Here is an 18,785-nt window from a genome sequence, read left to right as displayed (position 1 = left end):
AATAAGGGAAGCAATAGGAGGTAATATTAGTGGAAGATTATTCAAAAATATTGTCTAATTATAATATAGAAGGATATAGTATAAGCTTTAAAGATAATGACTATATAGTTGACTGCAAAAGCGAAATGTTTATGCTTCATACATATAGAAGCAAAAAAACACAGTTAAAAGACTTTCTACAATTTTACGAAGATTTATATAACAATGGTTTTAGAAAAATAGGTAAAATCATTAAAACTAATAACGGGAACAAGTATATTAAAGCTAGAGATACTTCATATTTTCTTACATCATATTTTAGAGAAGATACTGATTTCGTTTATAACATAGATTTTTTTAAAAATTCAATATTGTTACTAAATAAATTCCATAGATGTACCATAGAATTACATCCTGAGAAATATAATTTTAAAAGGGAATATACTAAATATATAAAAAGGTATTTGAAAAGAATAGACTACATGCTTAATTTAAAAAATACTATATCTAATAACATAATTAAATCTTACTTTGATAATCAGGTTTTAGATATTCTAGTAAATTACGATGAAGTACTTACTAACTGCAAAAAAATTTTTAGTAACCTATCTACCATTAAAAACAAAACTCCTCATAGATATAAGTTTTCTGCAAGTGGAATCACAATAGATAATTTTACTAAATCAGATAATAAAATTAAATTAAAGAACATAAATAGGATTAAATATAGTTATTATCATATGGATATAGGGTCTCTTTTAAACAGCATTTTAAATCAACCATCAGTAAACTGGGATTACCAAACTTTTAATGATTTAATAGAGATTTATAAGAAAAATTATAGTTTTTCTCTTGAGGATATTTATTTAATTTTGGGCTTTACTGTATTCCCCTATAAGTTTTATGATATTTGCAGGGATATTTATAAAAAGCATTCTCATAAAAATATTTCAGAATATAAGTTAGAGCTAAATAATATATTAGCACAGAGTGAAAATGTAAATACATGGTTTAAATTTTATGTAGAAGCTACCGATATATAGATTAAAGAGGATTTCTACAGTACAACTGTTAAATTATTCTAAAGAGCTATTTATATGTTTATTAATATAGAGTAAAATTAATGATGGGGCTTGAGAAGAAGCTCCTACAAGTTAGCGTTAAGAGGAATTTAATGGAGCTTAGAAACGCTCCTACAGATTATATGTGTGCACAATATAGGTGGTGATTTAAGATGAAGACTGAAAGACTAAACAAGAATAATAGGCCATTAGTTGAAAAGGCTATTAAAGAAGCTATTAAAGTTAATCCCTTAAATGAAGATTTTTTATCTGAATATGATTCTAAATCTTTTGTTATGAAATTTTTATTAAAGTCTTCTTTTGATATATATATTTCAAATGATTCAGTAGGATATATATGGTATGAACATTTAAGCAATAATGTATTTAATATAAAAAGCTTATATTTTCCACCTAACTTTTCTGAACTTCCTATATCATTTTTTACTAAAAATCATTCTTATAGTTATGAAAGTATTGCTAATGAGGATAGTATCTCTTTACTTAAAGCATTGGATTTTAACATTTATTCTGAGAGCTATATTCTTGAAAAAACTATCGAAGACTTTTCTTTTAATGATATCGAAGATATTAGTTTTAGATATGTTAAAACTAAAGACGATATAAATGCTAGAGTTACATTGCAAAACATTATCTTTGATGAAGATAGTAGAGTTCCTTTAGAGACTACAGATATACTATTTGATATGAAGCAAGAATATTATATAAATGATTTAGCTATTATCATGTATTTTAAAGATAAAGCCATTGGCTATGGTCAAATAATAAAAAACAATACTTATACTGTTGTAAACTTTGGCATCTTGCCTGAGTATAGAGGACAGGGATTAGGTAGGCATTTTCTTAATTACATTATATCTCTTGCTAAAACTAAAAACATTAAAGAACTTTCTATACGTGTTTCTCCTACTAATGTAAAGGCTATGAACCTTTATAACTCTGTGGGTTTCTATTTTAAAGAACATATATTAACTTGGAGCAAATAGGATTATTTTAAAACCTAGAGAAATCTCTAGGTTTTAAAATAATCCTTCTGTTGGTACATAAGAACTTTTTGTATACATCAATGAAGGGGTAAGTTTATCATTGTAGTAACTTCTATCTGCAATAAAGTTCATATCTTTATTACGTAGATGTCCGTTATTAGGATTCATGTATTCATCATTATTGTCTAGTGATTTTAAATCATACATTTAAATCCCTCCTTTTTTTTAGTTTTCTCAAATTTATAATTTTTATTACTAAATTTTTTATTTTTATGTTATAATTTATATTTGATAAAATACTATTGGAGGAAACAATACATGACTAATTCAATATATATTGATAAGATACAAGGTGAAGAAAATTTATCAACTAATTTAACTCAAACCTTTCATATTTCCACTTATGGATGTCAAATGAATGAAGAAGATTCAGAAAAAATATCAGGAATGCTTAAAAGAATAGGTTATTCAAATACTGAAGTTAAAGAAGATGCCGATATCATTATATTCAACACATGTTGTGTTAGAGAAAATGCAGAAAATAAGGTTTTCGGAAATTTAGGTCAATTAAAGAAACTAAAAGAAGAAAGACCAAATCTAATTATAGCTATTTGCGGATGTATGATGCAGCAAAAAGGAATGGCTGATAAGGTTCTTAAAACTTTTCCTTTTGTAGACATAATTTTTGGTACACACAACTCTTATAAGTTCCCTGAATACCTAGATAGAGTTCAAAAAGATGGCGTTCAAGTAAAGGAAATTATAAATAAAGAGGATGGAATAGTAGAGGGTCTCCCTATAGATAGAAAAAGTGATGTTAAAGCATTTGTTACTATAATGTATGGTTGCAATAATTTCTGTACTTATTGTGTAGTTCCTTATGTAAGAGGCCGTGAAAGAAGCAGAAAACCAGAAGATATAGTAAAAGAAGTTGAAGAATTAATCTCTCAAGGATATAAAGAGATAACTGTACTAGGTCAAAATGTTAATTCTTACGGTAAGGATTTAAATGATGGAATGTCTTTCGCAAAACTGCTTAGAACTTTAAATGAAGTTAAAGGACTTGAAAGAATAAGATTTATGAGTTCTCATCCTAAGGATTTAACTGATGATGTTATTTTAGCTATAAAAGAATGTGATAAGGTATGTGAACAAGTACATCTACCAGTTCAAAGTGGATCATCAGCAATACTGAAATCTATGAACAGACATTACACAAGAGAACAATACATCGAGTTAGCTAAAAAAATAAAAGCAGAAATTCCGGAAGTTTCTATAACTACAGATATCATAGTTGGATTCCCTGGTGAAACTGATGAAGACTTTGAAGATACTCTAGAGTTAGTTAAAGAAGTAGAATACGATTCTGCCTTTACATTTATATATTCAAGAAGAAATCATACTCCTGCTGATAGAATGGAAAATCAAATTCCAGAGGAAATCAAGCATGAAAGATTTAATAGATTAGTTAAGACCTTAAATGAAATAGTAGAGAGAAAAAATAAAACATACGAAAATAAAACTGTTGAAGTTTTTGTAGAAGGAACAAGTAAAAACCAAGAATCAAGACTTACCGGAAGAACTAGAAACGGTAGACTTGTTAACTTTGAAGGTTCAAAAGATTCTATAGGAAAATTAATTAATGTAAATATAACTAAAGCTGGTTCATTCTCATTAACTGGCGAGGAATGTAAATAAAAGCTCTTATTTTAAGAGCTTTTAAACTAATTTAGGAGGGTAATTATGGCTTTAACTCCAATGATGCAACAATACTTTGAAATAAAAGAAAAGTATAAAGATTGTATCTTATTTTTTAGATTAGGCGATTTTTATGAAATGTTTTTTGAAGATGCTGAAGTAGCTTCAAAAGAATTAGAACTTGTTCTAACAGGAAGAGACTGCGGTTTAGAGAGTAGGGCACCTATGTGTGGTATACCTTACCATGCTGCTAACTCTTATATTGGAAGACTTATTTCTAAAGGCTACAAGGTAGCTATAGGGGAGCAGGTAGAAGATCCAGCATTAGCTAAAGGAATAGTTAAAAGAGATGTAATAAAGGTAATAACCCCAGGAACATTTACAGATACAGCTTTTATTGATGATAGTAAAAATAACTTTATTATGTCTATATATAAATCTAAAGAAAATTTATGTGCTATATCTTCAACAGATATTTCAACTGGGGACTTCTACTGTACTAGTTTTACATATGATATTTCTTTAATTGGAGATGAAATATCTAAATATAAACCATCTGAAGTGATATTAAATGATGATTTTAGAGATCATACTGCTGAATTTGCTTTAATATATAATGGACTTATCTCTTTTAGAGACAATATGTATTTTGAGAATGACTATAGCTATCTTTATGATCAATTCAAAGATATAGAGTTTAACTTAGTTCAGGATGAAAAAAAATCTTCAATTAATTCATTAATAAAATATATTATAGATACTCAAAAAATGTCTTTGTCTAATATTAATACTATAAACTTCTATAATATAGAAGACTTTATGACTATAGATGCCTCTTCAAGAAGAAACCTAGAGTTAACTGAAAATATTAAAGATAAAAATAAAAAGGATTCTCTACTTTGGGTATTAGATAAAACTAAAACTTCTATGGGATCAAGAACCTTAAGAAGATGGATAGACGAACCCCTAATTTCCTTAGAAAAGATTAACAGTAGGCTAGACGCTGTAGATGAGCTTCGTAATACCTTAATAGATTTAGAAGAGCTTAGGGAAGCTCTAAAGGCCATATATGATATAGAGAGAATAATAGGTAAGGTATCTAATAAAAATGTATCAGCTAAAGATTTAATCAGCTTAAAGTTATCTTTATTTAAGGTGCCAACTATTAAAAATATAATTTCTAAGTTCAATAGTTCTTTATTTAGTACATATTACAATGACTTAGATGAATTAGCAGATATTAGAGATCTACTAGAAAATTCTATTTTAGATGATCCTTCTTTATCTATAAAAGAAGGAAACATAATAAAAGACTCATATAATGAAACTATTGATAAACTTAGAGAAACTAAATTTAAAGGAAAAGAGTGGATTGCCGCTTTAGAAAACCAAGAAAGAGAGTTTACAGGGATTAAATCCTTAAAGGTTGGATATAATAAGGTTTTTGGATATTATATTGAAATAAGTAAAGCTAATTATTCAAATATACCTGAAGGTAGATATATAAGAAAGCAAACCCTTGCAAATGCAGAAAGATTCATAACCGATGAGTTAAAGAAAATTGAAGACGATATATTAGGTGCAGAAGAAAAACTTATCGCTTTAGAATATAATGTCTTCTGCGAAATTCGTGATGAAGTTGAAGCTGCTGTTGATAGATTAAAACTAACTGCAAAAATTATATCTGAACTAGATGTAATTTCAACCTTCTCAAAACTAGCTATGGAAAATAACTACGTTAGACCTAAGCTAAATAATTTAGGAAAAACTACTATTACAGAAGGTAGGCATCCTGTAGTTGAAAAGGTAATTGATAGAGGAGAGTTTGTATCTAATGATACCAAACTTGACATTAAAGATAATCAATTATTAATAATCACAGGTCCTAATATGGCTGGGAAATCTACATATATGAGGCAGGTAGCTCTTATAACCTTAATGGCTCAAATAGGGTGTTTCATCCCTGCAACATCTGGTGATATAGGAATATGTGATAAAATATTTACAAGAATAGGTGCTTCAGATGATTTAGCTGGCGGTAAATCAACATTTATGGTTGAAATGTGGGAAGTTTCAAATATATTAAAAAATGCAACGTCGAACTCTCTAGTCCTTTTAGATGAGGTTGGACGTGGAACCTCAACTTATGATGGTTTAAGTATAGCCTGGTCTGTTATAGAATATTTAAGTAAAGGTAAACTAAAACCTAGAACATTATTTGCAACTCACTATCATGAATTAACTCAACTAGAAGCTGAGATTAGTGGGGTTAAAAATTTCTCTGTTTCTGTTAAAGAAATAAACGATACTATTATCTTCCTTAGAAAAATAGTTCCAGGTGGAGCAGATCAATCTTATGGAATAGAAGTTGCAAAATTAGCCGGGTTGCCTACTGAAGTTATAGAAAGAGCTAAAGATATACTTGAAGGTTTAGAAAAAAATCAAACCTCAAAATCTAAAATAGAAACTAAAGAAAAACCTAAAGCTAAAACTAAAAATAATGTAGATACTTCCATGCAGATGGATTTTGGGTCCTTGGCTAAAGATGGGATGTTAAACAAATTAGCTACCCTTGATATATTAAATATGACACCAATGGATGCTATGAATAATCTACACAATATTATTAAAGAAGCTAAAGAGCTTCTAAAATAAAGGAGGTGTTTCTCCCTTTGAAAAGAATAAATATATTAGATTCACAAACTTCAAATAAAATAGCTGCTGGTGAAGTAGTAGAAAGACCTTTTTCTGTAGTTAAGGAATTAGTAGAAAACTCTATAGATGCTTCTAGCAAAAATATTATAGTTGAAATAGAAAATGGCGGAGAAACTCTTATAAAAGTTATAGATGATGGTGATGGTATTCACAAAGAAGACATATCAAAAGCCTTCTTACCTCACGCAACTTCTAAAATTAAAGAAGTAGAGGATATATATAATATAATGACCTTGGGCTTTAGAGGAGAGGCATTAGCATCTATTGCCTCTATATCTAAAACCATACTAAAATCTAAAACTTCCTCAGAGGATATTGGAGTTGAAATATCTTTAACTGGGGGAAGTATAGATCATATTGTGGAGAGTGGAGTAAATAAAGGAACCTATATAGAGGTTAGAGATTTATTCTTTAATGTACCCGCTAGAAAAAAATTTATGAAATCTCAATCAAGAGAGAGTGCTTTAATTAATGATATATTAACTAGGATTGCTATAGCTAATCCTAGTGTAGCCTTTACTTTGATTATGAACGGGAAAAAGGCTTTTCAAACTTTCGGAAGTGAAAAAGAAGAAGATGTTCTTAGAACCATTTACGGGAAAAATATTTTAGAAAACTTAGTTTCCTTTGAAGCTTCTACAGATCTAATAACGGTTCATGGTTTCGTTGGAAAAGAAGAGATTGCAAGAGGAAGCCGAAATAATCAAAGTATTTTTATTAATGGAAGATATATAAAAAATAAAACCATCACAGCTTCGATAGAAAATGCTTTTAAGTCCTTTGCTACAGTTAATAAGTTTCCTTTTTTTGTAGTATATATAGAAACTTATCCTGAATTTATTGATGTAAATATACATCCAACTAAAGCAGAGATTAAATTTAAAGATGAGAGAATTTTATATAAGGTAGTTTTTGATGCAGTTCATAATGCTTTAAAAGAAAATGTAAAAGCTTCTTTTATGGATGATGAAGTTTCAAAAGAAGAAATATACGAAAATGTACACTTTGAAGATACCTCTTCTTTCAGTGAAACTATTCCTAAAATAGTGCCAGAGGTTACTAAGCCCATATATCCTGAATATTCTGCTGAAACTTATACAGAGCAAAAATCAGTTGAATTACCTGTAGATCTTAAAAGTGTAAAACCAGAAATAAAAGAGATTAATGAATCCTACGAATCTAGCACTACTGTACCTATACCTAAAGAGCCTAACTATATAGATACAGTACCAGAGCCTAAGCTGCCACCTTATAGAGTTATAGGGCAATATAATAAAACCTATATACTATGTGAATATAATGAAAATCTCTATATAGTAGATCAGCATGCGGCTCATGAGAAGTATCTCTTTGAAAAGTATTATGATTCTATAAAAAATAAGGAAGTAGAGATTCAGCCTCTATTAATTCCATCTGTAATTCAGCTTACTTTAGATGATTATGTTTATTATGAAGATAATTTAAAAGTTTTTGAGGATGCTGGATTCACCTGCGAACCCTTTGGTGTAAATACCATTGCTATAAAAGAGGTTCCGTACTTTTTAGGTAAACTAGATCCTAAGGGCCTATTTTTAAGTATTCTAGATAACCTTAAAGCTTTAGGAAGCGGCACTACCTTAGAAGTAAAATATAACAAAATAGCAACATTATCTTGTAAGTCTGCTGTAAAGGCTAATAATGAGTTAACCTTAGAAGAAATGAAAGAACTTATAAACCTTATGAGATACATGAAAGATCCTTATCATTGTCCTCATGGAAGGCCAACAATAATAAAAATATCAAATTATGAACTTGAAAAAAGATTTAGGAGAGTTACCTAAAATGAATAAAACAAACAAAAAGAAATTATTAGTTATAGGTGGTCCTACAGCAGTTGGGAAGAGTGATATAGCCGTTAAACTTGCAAAAGAATTAAACGGAGAGATAATTTCAGCTGATTCCATGCAGATATATAAACATATGGATATAGGTTCAGCAAAAATTTCAAAAGAAGAAATGTGTGATATTCCTCACCATTTAATAGACTTTCTTGATCCTAGAGAAGAATTTTCAGTTTCAGATTTTAAAGATATGTGCCTAAAGAGTATGGAAGATATCTATTCTAGAGGGAAGTTCCCTATAATAGTTGGTGGTACTGGATTATATATAAATTCTATAATTTGTGATATGACTTTTACTGAAAGTGAAAAAGATGATGAGTATAGAGAACATCTACTTAAGCTATCAGAAGAGCATGGAAATGAATTTTTACATAATATGCTTAAAGAAGTCGATCAAGTATCCTCAGAGCAAATTCACTATAATAATGTAAAGAGGGTAATCCGCGCTTTAGAAGTATATCATTTAACAGGAAAACCATTTTCATCATACAATCTAGGAGAAAGTATATATAACTGTGATTATGATCTACATTATTATGTTTTGAATATGGATAGAGCTAAGCTTTATGAAAGAATAAATTATAGAGTAGATCTTATGATGTCAAAAGGTCTTCTTGATGAAGTTAAAACTCTAAAAAATATGGGATTAACAAGTGATACGCAGTCAATGAAAGGTATTGGATATAAAGAGCTTCTAGATTACCTTAATGACAAAACCTCTTTAGAATTTGCTATGGAATCAATTAAGCAAGGAAGTAGAAACTATGCTAAAAGACAACTTACTTGGTTTAGAAAAGATCCTAGATCTATATTTATAGATAAGGATACTTTTGATGGTGATATAGATATTGTTAACAAAATAACTGGTGACATAATACAATCTTAAGAGTATAATAGAATTAATTTCTTATGGAAATATGGAGGATGAGTTTATATGAATAAGCAAAATAATAACTTGCAAGATATCTTCTTAAATGGCGCAAGAAAAAATAAAATAGCTGTAATTGTATACCTTACAAATGGCTTTCAATTAAAAGGATACGTTAAAGGTTTTGATGCATTTACTGTAATTTTAGATTGTGATGGAAAGCAGATGATGATATATAAGCATGCCATTTCAACTATAAACCCTGCAAAAATAATTTTATTTAATAACGAGAATGTATAATATATACTCTCTATGCAGTGCATAGAGAGCTTTTATTTGATGAAGTATTTAAAAAATGGAGGATATAAATGTTAGATTTAACAATAGAATATATAAAGAACCAGTATAATATAAGTGAAGAAACTATAAGTCTATACAATAAGACAATAGTGGATATTCAAGATCAATTTAAAATCTATGATGAAATAAGAGAGTATAACCAAATCAAAGTTTTAAAAGCCCTTCAAGAGGAGAGAATAAGCGATTCTCATTTTACCAATTCCTCTGGCTATGGTTATGGTGATATTGGCAGAGATGCTCTAGATAAGGTATATGCACACATATTTAAGGCAGAAAGCGCTCTAGTAAGACCACACTTTGTAAATGGAACTCATGCAATAGGTACAGCCTTGTTCGGTAATCTTCGTCCAAATGACACTATGCTTGCTGTAACAGGAACACCATATGATACCCTCCATAATATAATAGGTCTTGATGAAGGCAAAAAGATAGGTTCTTTAAAAGAATATGGAGTTAATTATAAACAAATTGATTTAACTGAATCTGGGGATTTTAATTACGATGAGATAGAAAAAATATTAAAAGAAGATTCTTCTATAAAATTAGTACACTTACAAAGAAGTACAGGTTATGGTTGGAGAAATTCTTTTAGTTTAGACGCCTTGGAAAAGGCTATAAAGTTCATAAAGAATGTAAAAAATGAAGTAATTGTTTTTGTTGATAACTGTTATGGAGAATTTATTGATACTAAAGAGCCTACAGAAGTAGGTGCAGATTTAATAGCAGGTTCATTAATCAAAAATATAGGTGGTGGAATTGCTCCAACAGGAGGGTATATAGCAGGTAGAGAAGAGTATGTTACTCAAGCTGCCTACAGACTAACTGTCCCTGGAATAGGAGGGGAGTGTGGTTCAACTTTTGGTGTAATGAGAAGCTTATACCAAGGATTGTTTTTAGCCCCGCATATAGCAATTGAAGCACTAAAAGGAGCTGTTTTCTGTTCAAGAATATTCGAACTTGCTGGATTTGAAGTACTTCCTAAGTTTAATGACAAAAGAAGTGATATAATACAAGCTATAAAGTTTGGAAACAAAGAGAAGCTTATTGCTTTCTGTAAGGGAATACAAAAAGGATCTCCTATAGATTCATTTTTAGAGTGTGAGCCATGGGATATGCCAGGATATAATGATCAAGTTATAATGGCAGCTGGCGCCTTTATTCAAGGATCAAGTATAGAATTATCTGCTGATGCACCAATAAGAGAACCATACATAGCATACCTTCAAGGTGGTTTAACCTTTGATCATGCTAAAATAGGCATACTTATAGCTTTATCAAAGGTACTAAATATACAGTAATCTATTAATTTGCATAAAATAAAAAAACTGGCTTAACGCCAGTTTTTTAATATGCTCTAAACAATCCTACAAGTTTACCTAATATAGCACAGTCATCAACTATAATAGGCTCCATAGTTTTATTTTCTGGTTGAAGTCTTATATGATCTTTTTCCTTAAAAAATCTCTTTATAGTAGCTTCATTTTCTATTAAAGCAACTATTATCTCTCCGTTTAAAGCAGTAGTGCATTGTTCAATAATAGCTAAATCGCCATCATTAATTCCAGCATCAATCATACTTTCACCAGAAACTTTAAGCATAAATAATTCTCTATCATGTTTTATATATTCAATAGGTATAGGAAATGAATCCTCTATATTTTGTGTAGCTAAGATAGGAGTTCCAGCGGTAACCTTACCAACTATAGGTATGTTAAGCATTTCTCTTTTAGCTGCATTTAATTCAACTATTTCTAAAGCTCTTGGCTTAGTAGGATCCCTTTTAATAAAACCCTTTTTCTCAAGTCTCTTAAGATGACCATGAACAGTTGAGGTTGACTTTAAATCTACAGCCTCACATATTTCTCTTACAGACGGTGGGTATCCTTTGTTTTCAGTATAAGTTTTAAGAAATTTATATATTTCTGATTGTTTATCCCTTGTCATTATTAACACCTCTCTAACTGATTCCTATTATAACATACGTATTTCAAATATTCAAACCTATGTTCCCATAAGTTAATTTGATTAGTTTATGCTAATTTGATATAATCTAGTTTGTAATAAAATAAAAGGAGATTTATAATGGATAAGATCAATGTTTTTAATGATTCTGAATTTGTAGATGATGATAACTGTATATATGATTCAAATAAAATTTGTGATAATTGCGGAAAATGTTTAGAAGCTGAGGGCGTAGACATCAGGGCAATTAAAATCGAAGAAATTGCTAAAGTATCTGAAGAAACTTCAATTCAATCTAGTGAATCACTTGAAGAAGAAATAGATGATCAAGAAGATAGTGTAGAAGTTTTTGATGAATCCAGCTTTCTTGAAGAAGAAGAGTATGAAGATGCATGGGATCACATCGAATATATAGATGATGTTCAAAATATTTTAGATGATGATATTGCATTGGAAGAAAACTCAGAGGAGATTTACCCAGGATTAATTAGGATAAAGAGATTTTAGAAAAAATCTCCTTATCCTTTGTTTTTTATTTAACCAGAAAACTATTTAAGAATTTAAGCAGTTTTCTGGTTAAATTCTTAAGAACTTAAATTCTTAAGTTCTTAAGTTCTTAAGTTCTTAAGTTCTTAAGTTCTTAAGTTCTTAAGTTCTTAAGTTCTTAACCATTTTACTGGTTAACTGAGCATAAATCATTTAAACAAGTTTCTTATGAATAATGAGTCTAATGAAGTTTTTAAAAAGAAAAAACTTCTACAGGTCAGATGTTTATAACTTCGCTAAAGGATTTTGTTTTACAGCTTCTCTTAAGACCTCATCATCAACATGAGTATATATCTGAGTTGTAGATATACTATCATGCCCTAAAATGCTTTGTAGACTTCTTATATCTACATTTCCATGCTTATACATGAGAGTAGCAGCAGTGTGGCGTAATTTATGAGGAGTATATTTTTGCTCAGTTAATCCAGCTTCTATCGTATATTTCTTTACTATTCTTTCGACGCTTCTTTTATTTATTCTCGTTCCCTTCGAACTTATAAAGAGAGCATCATTGTCGTTTTCGGATATATTTTTTATTTTTTTTCTTTCTATCATATAAGAATCTAAAGCTTTAATGCAAGCTTCGTTTAAATAAACTGTTCTCTCCTTATTACCTTTTCCTATAATAGTTAATATATCTCCCTTAATTTTAGATATATTTATACCACAAAGCTCTGAAACACGCACTCCACAATTTAAAAATATAGTTATCATGCAATAATCTCTAGCATAAAATTTATAACTTCTATCCATAGAGTTTAAAAGCTTAATAGACTCATCCAAAGTTAAATAAACAGGGTGGCGCTTATTAAGTTTTGGAGATTCTAACTCTTTAGCTGGATTATTTCTAACTATTCCTTGTTTTCCTGATAAAAAATTAAAAAAAGACTTTAAAGCAGCCACTTTCCTAGCTCTAGCATAAGTTCCGTTTTCTCGTTGTTTTTCTGCAAATGAAACAAATGCATATAAATCCGAAAGCTTTATACTATTTATAAAAGCCTCATCTATAAAACTTAAATCAATCTCATTAAATTCAGTATTCTTATGAGCTTTACCTTTATATATTGCTATAAACCTAAAAAACATCATAATGTCAATTCTGTAGCCATCAATAGTATTAGGGGATTTCCCTCTGATTGTACTTAGATAATTTAGAAAATCAGCTAGTAATTCAGGAATATTCTCATCATAAGCTATATTTATATCATATTTCATTAAATTTTCTCCTTTGTCACCTTAATAATTAGTATTTTATACCTTTTATGCTCTTTTTTCAACTAAAATATGTCGCTAAATAAGCATTTAGCGACATTATCTTTATAGAAATATATTTTCAGCTTAAAATCATAGTGATTTTTTACGTTTAATTGAATTTTCAAATCAATTTCTTTAATTAAACTTGATTTTTGTAATACATATATATTACAATGTATTTATATGTATTACAGGAGGCGTATTATGGGAGAAATAAAGGCGACAACATTTAGATTATCAGAAGAAACTATAAAATCATTTAGAGAAACAGCTGAAACACACGGAATGACACAAGAACAATGTTTAGCAAACTTATTACATGTATTTGAACTAAAGGAAGCAAAGGAAGTCTTTAAGGATAGAAAAAAAGAAATTGAAATTTTTGAAGAATACATTTCTAGAATACAAAATTTGTATTTAACTTCTTTAGAAATCAATTTAACTGAAGAAGAACGATTCAAAACTGAGTTTAATAAAGATCTTGAAGAAAAAAGCAATATAATAATTTCATTAAATAAAGAGATAAAAAATCTTAAAGATAAAAATGAAAAATTACAAGAACAAATTTCAGAACTTAAAGAATCATTAAATAAAAAAGAGACTTCATTAAAAGTTTATGATGAAATGCAAGCTCAGAATAAATTTATTATGAATAAAATAACAAAAGATAACGAATCTTTATCTTTTAAAATAAAAGAGCTAGAAGAAGAAAATATCAAAGCAAAAGAATATGAAATTTTAAGTAAAGATCTTCAGGAAAAGATAAATTCGTCAAACAATACTATCATAGAAAAGAATCTATATATAAACTCTATAGAAAGTAAATTAGAGTTTTTACAATCCTCTTTAACCCAAGCCAAAGACGAAATTACTACTATAAAATCCACTAACAAAGAAGAAATATCTAAAATGAAAGATGAATTTCAAAGAGAAAAAAAACTTACAGCTGATGAACTTAAAGAAAGCTTAGAAAAGTATTATGATTTAAAGATTTCCACCGAATTAAAGTTCTCATTAAGCGAAAAAGATAAAGAAATCGAGAAATTAAAATCAGAAATTAAAACCTTAAAAGAAAAAAATAAGGAGAAGACTAATTAACAGTCTTCTCCTCTACTTCATCTAAACATTTATTTCAGCTTTTAAATTAAGCGCTTCAGAATTGTTTTCTAATATAGGATTTATGTACTCTTCTATAAACTCTTCTACTTGACTTGGAGATCTTCCAATAAACTTATTAGGATCTATTATATCTCTAATTTCATTTTCAGTTAACCCAAAGCCACCATCAGCTATTATTCTATCTATTAAATCATTATTTAACCCTTCTCCTTTTACTCTTTGAGAAGCTTCCATAGAATAACCTCTTATCTTTTCATGCAATTCCTGTCTATCTCCACCTTTTTTAACAGCTTCCATCATTATGTTTTCAGTCGCCATAAAAGGTAATTCATTATTTACATGAGCCGCTATTACCTTGTCATAAACCACCATACCTTCAGATATATTCATATATAGATTTAACACTCCATCTAAAGCTAAAAATGCTTCTGCTACTGCTATTCTTTTATTTGCAGAGTCATCTAATGTTCTTTCAAACCATTGAGTAGCTGCAGTAACTGCTGGATTTAATGAATCTACTATTACATATCTTGCTAAAGCTCCTATTCTTTCCGATCTCATAGGATTTCTTTTATAAGCCATAGCTGATGATCCTATTTGATTTTTTTCAAAAGGCTCCTCTACTTCCTTCATGCTTTGTAAAAGTCTTAAATCATTAGAGAATTTATATGCACTTTGCGCAACTTCTGATAATGTATTTAAAACTATAGAGTCTAATTTTCTTGGGTAAGTTTGGCCTGTTACTCCATAACTTTTCTCAAAACCCATTCTTTTAGCTACCATAACATCTAAAGCTTTAACCTTACTTTCATCACCTTCAAAAAGAGTCATAAAGCTAGCTTGAGTTCCAGTTGTTCCTTTAACTCCTCTAAGCTTCAATGTGCTTAATACATGATCTATATTTTCAACATCCATAACCAAATCCTGCATCCATAAAGTAGCTCTTTTCCCTACTGTAGTTAACTGAGCAGGTTGAAAATGTGTAAATCCTAGTGTAGGCATATTTTTATATTTTAAAGAAAATTCTTTAAGCAGTGCTAAAACACTTACAATCTTTTTCTTTATTAATAATAAAGCTTCCTTCATTATTATAACATCAGTATTATCTCCTACATAACATGATGTAGCCCCTAAATGTATTATTCCTTTAGCAGAAGGACATTGAAGTCCATATGCATATACATGACTCATAACATCATGTCTTACTTCCTTTTCTCTTTTTATAGCTTCTTCATAGTTTATATTATATATATTAGCCTTTAATTCATTAACTTGTTCTTCAGTTATATTAAGGCCTAATTCCTTTTCACATTCCGCTAAGGCAACCCAAAGCTTTCTCCATGTAGTAAACTTCATATCATCCGAGAATAAAAAACTCATCTCCTTAGATGCATATCTTGAATTTAATGGTGTACTGTATAAATCAGTTCTAGTCATAAAAACCTCCATACGAATATATTTGTTATTTTATTGATTTTAGTTCGCATTTTATTATATCATATTTTATAAAAAATATCAGTTATATTACTAATTTTTCATGAATATAAATTAAACATATATTATATTATGGGAGATGGTTATATGTATAAAGTTAATCTATTAGACAAACTTTCTTTTTTATTTGTTATTATAGGCTCTATCAATTGGGGTTTATACGGTCTATGTAACTTCAACCTAGTTCATTATCTATTTGGATTCGCCCCACTATTAGAACGCATAATATATATTATAGTATTCGTTTCAGGATTAAATTTAGTCGCACTAGTTTTTAGAAGTAAAATGATATTAAAAAGAGAGCAATAAAAAAAGGTTCTATACGAACCTTTTTTATTATTCTTCTAAAGTTTCTATTAATTTAACAACTTCTTCTACTGCTAAAGTTTCGTCATCGCCTGAAGCTATAACTTTCACTAAAGCATCTTTAGTAACTCCTAAAGATAATACTCCAATTAAACTTTTAACGTTTGCTTTTTTTCCATTATACTCGATTTGAACATCAGACTTAAAAGATGAAGCCTTCTTTACTAATAAAGTAGCTGGTCTTGCATGTAATCCAGTAGCGTTTTTTACTAAAACTTCTTTAACTACCATCTAATTCACCTCTTTGCATTTATTTCGTTATGTTTATCAATAACTTATTTCATTATATATTGTTTTGTAGTTAATTTCAACACTATAAATTAAAATATTGCTTAATTTAAAGCCAATGTAAATGATTTTATTCTTTTTATTCCTTCCATTATGGCATCGTTTGAAGTAGCATAAGATAATCTAATGTAGTTTTCTAGTCCAAAACCTATTCCTGGAACTACTGCTACCTTCTCTTTTTCTAAGAGCATATCTGAAAAAGTCAAAGAATCTTTTATGACAACAGAATCAATAGACTTACCTATTAATTTTTTAATATCCACCATTACATAAAAAGCTCCTTGAGGATATATATAATCTAGATCATTTATATCATCTAATAATTTCACCATTAAATCTCTTCTACTATGAAAAACTTTTATCATGTCATGTAATTCATCTTGTGGACCTTCAAGAGCTTCTAAAGCAGCATATTGGCCTATAGTAGACACATTTGATGTCATATGACTTTGTATACTACTCATAATCTTAATTACTTCCTTAGGCCCTGCTGCGTATCCAACTCTCCACCCTGTCATTGCATAAGACTTAGACATTCCATTAATAACAATAGTTCTATTGTAAGCATCTTCACTCAAACTTCCAATGCTAATATGTTTATAATCTCCGTAGATTAATTTTTCATATATTTCATCCGCTATTATAAACAAATCATGTTTTTTAGCAAATTCACCAAGCTCTATTAATTCTTCTTTAGTATATATAGTTCCCGTAGGATTATTAGGTGAATTTATAAGAATAGCCTTTGTTTTCTCGGTAACATACTTTTCTAAGGTATCTATATTAAACTTATATCCATCTTCTTGTAAACACTCAACAAACACAGGATTACCATCTGCAAGTTTTACTAACTCCGGATAACTAACCCAATATGGAACAGGTAATAAAACTTCATCACCTGGATTTAAAATTGCCAAAAACAAATTAGCTAAACATTGCTTTGCTCCTGTAGATATAATTACCTGCGATTCATTATAAATTAAGTCATTATCTTCTTTTAATTTCTTAATTATAGCCTTTTTTAGTTCAGATATACCAGCTGCTGGCGTATATTTCGTTTTGCCTTCTTCCATAGCCTTTATAGCTGCCTTAATAATATTAGAAGGTGTATTAAAATCCGGCTCTCCAACACCAAAACTTACTACATCAACCCCACGACTTTTCATTTCTTTAGCCTTAGCAGTTATAGCCAAAGTTATTGATGGCGATAATTGCTCCCCTTTTTGTGATAATTTCATATTTTACCTCCATATCTTTTGTCTAAATGTAATAATTTATTTAAATGTATTTCATTTACCCCATATTGACCTATAAGACTTGAACTTTTATTGCTTATTGAATGACAGTCACTCCCACCAGTTATTATAAGCTTGTGTTTTTTTGCTAGATTATAAAAAGTATTTATCTTCTCATTATTATGACTTGGATGATATATTTCTACACCACTTAAACCATGACATTTCAATCTTTTAAATAGATTATCTAATTCCATTTGTCTTGGTATATCGCCAGGATGAGCTAAAACCGCTATACCTCCTGATTTTTTTATGATATCCAAAACTTCCTTATAGTATATTTTTTCTCTTTTAACAAATCCAGCCTTTCCTTCAATCAAATAATTCTTAAAAGCTAATTTAAAATTCTCGCTGTATCCTTTTTTAACTAACAACTGAGCTATATGAGATCTTCCAAGTGTAGATATGCTATTTACACATAAATCATTTATATCTATATTTATCCCTATATCTTTTAATTTTGTTATAATACTTTCTACTCTTTTTACTCTTGAAGCCTTAAGCTTTTCTACAACATTTTTAAGAGTAGGGTTATCTACATCTATACAATAACCTAATATATGTATCTCTATATCATCTTCATACTCAGTGGAAAATTCTATACCTGGAATTATGTCTATGTCTGAATAGTGGTATTTAGTAATATATTGTGAAGACAATGTGTCATGGTCTGTTATAGAAATGTATTTTACATTTCTTTCAATTGCTATATTTATAATTTCTTCTGGCGTTAAATTGCCATCGGAATATGTAGAGTGAATATGCAAGTCAGCATACTTCATAATCTTCACCTATTTTCTATATCTTTATAATAAAAATATATCATTTTATTAGATAGATGTAAATATTCCATAATTATTAATAAAATTAAAAAAACCCCATAAAGGGGTTGT

Annotated in this window: 18 protein-coding genes; 11 read left to right on the top strand and 7 right to left on the bottom strand. The window is 29.0% G+C overall.

What is annotated here, in order from left to right; genetic code table 11:
- Positions 1–29: 29 nt before the first annotated feature.
- Both L1S49_RS11660 and L1S49_RS11655 read left to right on the top strand, forming a co-directional pair.
- Complete coding sequence (locus tag L1S49_RS11660) at positions 30–1,022, top strand: hypothetical protein (protein WP_238904541.1); 993 nt, start codon at positions 30–32, stop codon at positions 1,020–1,022.
- Positions 1,023–1,213: 191 nt separating this feature from the next.
- Positions 1,214–2,047 (top strand): GNAT family N-acetyltransferase, encoded by an 834-nt coding sequence (locus L1S49_RS11655; protein WP_238904539.1) that lies wholly within the window; start codon positions 1,214–1,216, stop codon positions 2,045–2,047.
- Between the two features lie 33 nt (positions 2,048–2,080).
- Here L1S49_RS11655 and L1S49_RS11650 read toward each other — a convergent pair whose 3' ends face one another.
- Positions 2,081–2,254: a hypothetical protein gene (locus L1S49_RS11650; RefSeq protein ID WP_175550819.1), complete on the bottom strand. Its 174-nt coding sequence runs from the start codon at positions 2,252–2,254 to the stop codon at positions 2,081–2,083.
- 111 nt (positions 2,255–2,365) lie between these two features.
- On the opposite strand from L1S49_RS11650, the gene miaB reads away from it, so the two are divergent.
- The 6 genes from miaB (at position 2,366) to L1S49_RS11620 (ending at position 10,866) form a co-directional block, all read left to right on the top strand.
- A complete protein-coding gene (miaB, locus tag L1S49_RS11645) occupies positions 2,366–3,745 on the top strand; it encodes a tRNA (N6-isopentenyl adenosine(37)-C2)-methylthiotransferase MiaB (RefSeq protein ID WP_275299582.1) in 1,380 nt (459 codons plus the stop codon).
- 45 nt (positions 3,746–3,790) lie between these two features.
- Positions 3,791–6,400: a DNA mismatch repair protein MutS gene (mutS, locus tag L1S49_RS11640; RefSeq protein WP_238904536.1), complete on the top strand. Its 2,610-nt coding sequence runs from the start codon at positions 3,791–3,793 to the stop codon at positions 6,398–6,400.
- Between the two features lie 17 nt (positions 6,401–6,417).
- Complete coding sequence (gene mutL, locus L1S49_RS11635; RefSeq protein ID WP_238904533.1) at positions 6,418–8,280, top strand: DNA mismatch repair endonuclease MutL; 1,863 nt, start codon at positions 6,418–6,420, stop codon at positions 8,278–8,280.
- A gap of 1 nt (position 8,281) precedes the next feature.
- Positions 8,282–9,226, top strand: coding sequence for a tRNA (adenosine(37)-N6)-dimethylallyltransferase MiaA (gene miaA, locus L1S49_RS11630; RefSeq protein WP_238904532.1), 945 nt, complete (start codon positions 8,282–8,284; stop codon positions 9,224–9,226).
- A gap of 48 nt (positions 9,227–9,274) precedes the next feature.
- Complete coding sequence (hfq, locus tag L1S49_RS11625; protein ID WP_021802076.1) at positions 9,275–9,508, top strand: RNA chaperone Hfq; 234 nt, start codon at positions 9,275–9,277, stop codon at positions 9,506–9,508.
- 68 nt (positions 9,509–9,576) lie between these two features.
- Positions 9,577–10,866: a methionine gamma-lyase family protein gene (locus L1S49_RS11620; protein WP_238904529.1), complete on the top strand. Its 1,290-nt coding sequence runs from the start codon at positions 9,577–9,579 to the stop codon at positions 10,864–10,866.
- A gap of 46 nt (positions 10,867–10,912) precedes the next feature.
- Here the strand turns inward: L1S49_RS11620 and lexA are convergent, their stop codons facing one another.
- On the bottom strand, positions 10,913–11,512 hold the full coding sequence (lexA, locus tag L1S49_RS11615) for a transcriptional repressor LexA (RefSeq protein ID WP_073016030.1): 600 nt from the start codon (positions 11,510–11,512) through the stop codon (positions 10,913–10,915).
- 138 nt (positions 11,513–11,650) lie between these two features.
- On the opposite strand from lexA, the gene L1S49_RS11610 reads away from it, so the two are divergent.
- Positions 11,651–12,037, top strand: coding sequence for a hypothetical protein (locus L1S49_RS11610; protein ID WP_238904526.1), 387 nt, complete (start codon positions 11,651–11,653; stop codon positions 12,035–12,037).
- Between the two features lie 264 nt (positions 12,038–12,301).
- Here L1S49_RS11610 and L1S49_RS11605 read toward each other — a convergent pair whose 3' ends face one another.
- Complete coding sequence (locus L1S49_RS11605; protein WP_238904523.1) at positions 12,302–13,291, bottom strand: tyrosine recombinase XerC; 990 nt, start codon at positions 13,289–13,291, stop codon at positions 12,302–12,304.
- Positions 13,292–13,534: 243 nt separating this feature from the next.
- Here L1S49_RS11605 and L1S49_RS11600 point away from each other — a divergent pair, with 243 nt between their 5' ends.
- Positions 13,535–14,428, top strand: a complete 894-nt coding sequence (locus L1S49_RS11600; protein ID WP_238904521.1) for a hypothetical protein — start codon at positions 13,535–13,537, stop codon at positions 14,426–14,428.
- Between the two features lie 21 nt (positions 14,429–14,449).
- Here the strand turns inward: L1S49_RS11600 and purB are convergent, their stop codons facing one another.
- Positions 14,450–15,886, bottom strand: a complete 1,437-nt coding sequence (gene purB / locus L1S49_RS11595; RefSeq protein WP_238904518.1) for an adenylosuccinate lyase — start codon at positions 15,884–15,886, stop codon at positions 14,450–14,452.
- Positions 15,887–16,030: 144 nt separating this feature from the next.
- Here purB and L1S49_RS11590 point away from each other — a divergent pair, with 144 nt between their 5' ends.
- The gene (locus L1S49_RS11590) at positions 16,031–16,252 is read left to right on the top strand and encodes a DUF378 domain-containing protein (protein WP_021802083.1); all 222 of its coding nucleotides are present in this window, start codon (positions 16,031–16,033) and stop codon (positions 16,250–16,252) included.
- Positions 16,253–16,279: 27 nt separating this feature from the next.
- Here the strand turns inward: L1S49_RS11590 and L1S49_RS11585 are convergent, their stop codons facing one another.
- The 3 genes from L1S49_RS11585 to L1S49_RS11575 form a co-directional block, all read right to left on the bottom strand.
- Entirely contained in the window at positions 16,280–16,540 is a 261-nt protein-coding gene (locus L1S49_RS11585; protein ID WP_021802084.1) for an HPr family phosphocarrier protein, read from the bottom strand.
- Between the two features lie 101 nt (positions 16,541–16,641).
- Positions 16,642–17,835: a pyridoxal phosphate-dependent aminotransferase gene (locus tag L1S49_RS11580; protein ID WP_238904516.1), complete on the bottom strand. Its 1,194-nt coding sequence runs from the start codon at positions 17,833–17,835 to the stop codon at positions 16,642–16,644.
- Complete coding sequence (locus L1S49_RS11575; RefSeq protein ID WP_238904514.1) at positions 17,832–18,674, bottom strand: PHP domain-containing protein; 843 nt, start codon at positions 18,672–18,674, stop codon at positions 17,832–17,834. Before L1S49_RS11575 ends, L1S49_RS11580 begins: the two co-directional genes overlap by 4 nt.
- Between the last annotated feature and the right edge of the window lie 111 nt (positions 18,675–18,785).

Origin of the sequence: Clostridium sp. YIM B02506, from assembly GCF_022324845.1 — a bacterium.
Taxonomy (GTDB): domain Bacteria; phylum Bacillota; class Clostridia; order Clostridiales; family Clostridiaceae; genus Clostridium_T; species Clostridium_T intestinale.
This window is presented reverse-complemented; position numbering and strand designations above follow the sequence as displayed.

What these genes read in the sequence shown, in the direction of transcription:
- L1S49_RS11575 (WP_238904514.1), bottom strand. Translation starts at nt 18,674, where the DNA reads ATGAAGTATGCTGACTTGCATATTCACTCTACATATTCCGATGGCAAT.
- L1S49_RS11590 (WP_021802083.1), top strand. Translation starts at nt 16,031, where the DNA reads ATGTATAAAGTTAATCTATTAGACAAACTTTCTTTTTTATTTGTTATT.
- hfq (WP_021802076.1), top strand. Translation starts at nt 9,275, where the DNA reads ATGAATAAGCAAAATAATAACTTGCAAGATATCTTCTTAAATGGCGCA.
- L1S49_RS11610 (WP_238904526.1), top strand. Translation starts at nt 11,651, where the DNA reads ATGGATAAGATCAATGTTTTTAATGATTCTGAATTTGTAGATGATGAT.
- lexA (WP_073016030.1), bottom strand. Translation starts at nt 11,512, where the DNA reads ATGACAAGGGATAAACAATCAGAAATATATAAATTTCTTAAAACTTAT.
- L1S49_RS11585 (WP_021802084.1), bottom strand. Translation starts at nt 16,540, where the DNA reads ATGGTAGTTAAAGAAGTTTTAGTAAAAAACGCTACTGGATTACATGCA.
- purB (WP_238904518.1), bottom strand. Translation starts at nt 15,886, where the DNA reads ATGACTAGAACTGATTTATACAGTACACCATTAAATTCAAGATATGCA.
- miaB (WP_275299582.1), top strand. Translation starts at nt 2,366, where the DNA reads ATGACTAATTCAATATATATTGATAAGATACAAGGTGAAGAAAATTTA.
- L1S49_RS11650 (WP_175550819.1), bottom strand. Translation starts at nt 2,254, where the DNA reads ATGTATGATTTAAAATCACTAGACAATAATGATGAATACATGAATCCT.
- L1S49_RS11580 (WP_238904516.1), bottom strand. Translation starts at nt 17,835, where the DNA reads ATGAAATTATCACAAAAAGGGGAGCAATTATCGCCATCAATAACTTTG.
- L1S49_RS11605 (WP_238904523.1), bottom strand. Translation starts at nt 13,291, where the DNA reads ATGAAATATGATATAAATATAGCTTATGATGAGAATATTCCTGAATTA.
- L1S49_RS11620 (WP_238904529.1), top strand. Translation starts at nt 9,577, where the DNA reads ATGTTAGATTTAACAATAGAATATATAAAGAACCAGTATAATATAAGT.
- L1S49_RS11655 (WP_238904539.1), top strand. Translation starts at nt 1,214, where the DNA reads ATGAAGACTGAAAGACTAAACAAGAATAATAGGCCATTAGTTGAAAAG.
- mutS (WP_238904536.1), top strand. Translation starts at nt 3,791, where the DNA reads ATGGCTTTAACTCCAATGATGCAACAATACTTTGAAATAAAAGAAAAG.
- miaA (WP_238904532.1), top strand. Translation starts at nt 8,282, where the DNA reads ATGAATAAAACAAACAAAAAGAAATTATTAGTTATAGGTGGTCCTACA.
- L1S49_RS11600 (WP_238904521.1), top strand. Translation starts at nt 13,535, where the DNA reads ATGGGAGAAATAAAGGCGACAACATTTAGATTATCAGAAGAAACTATA.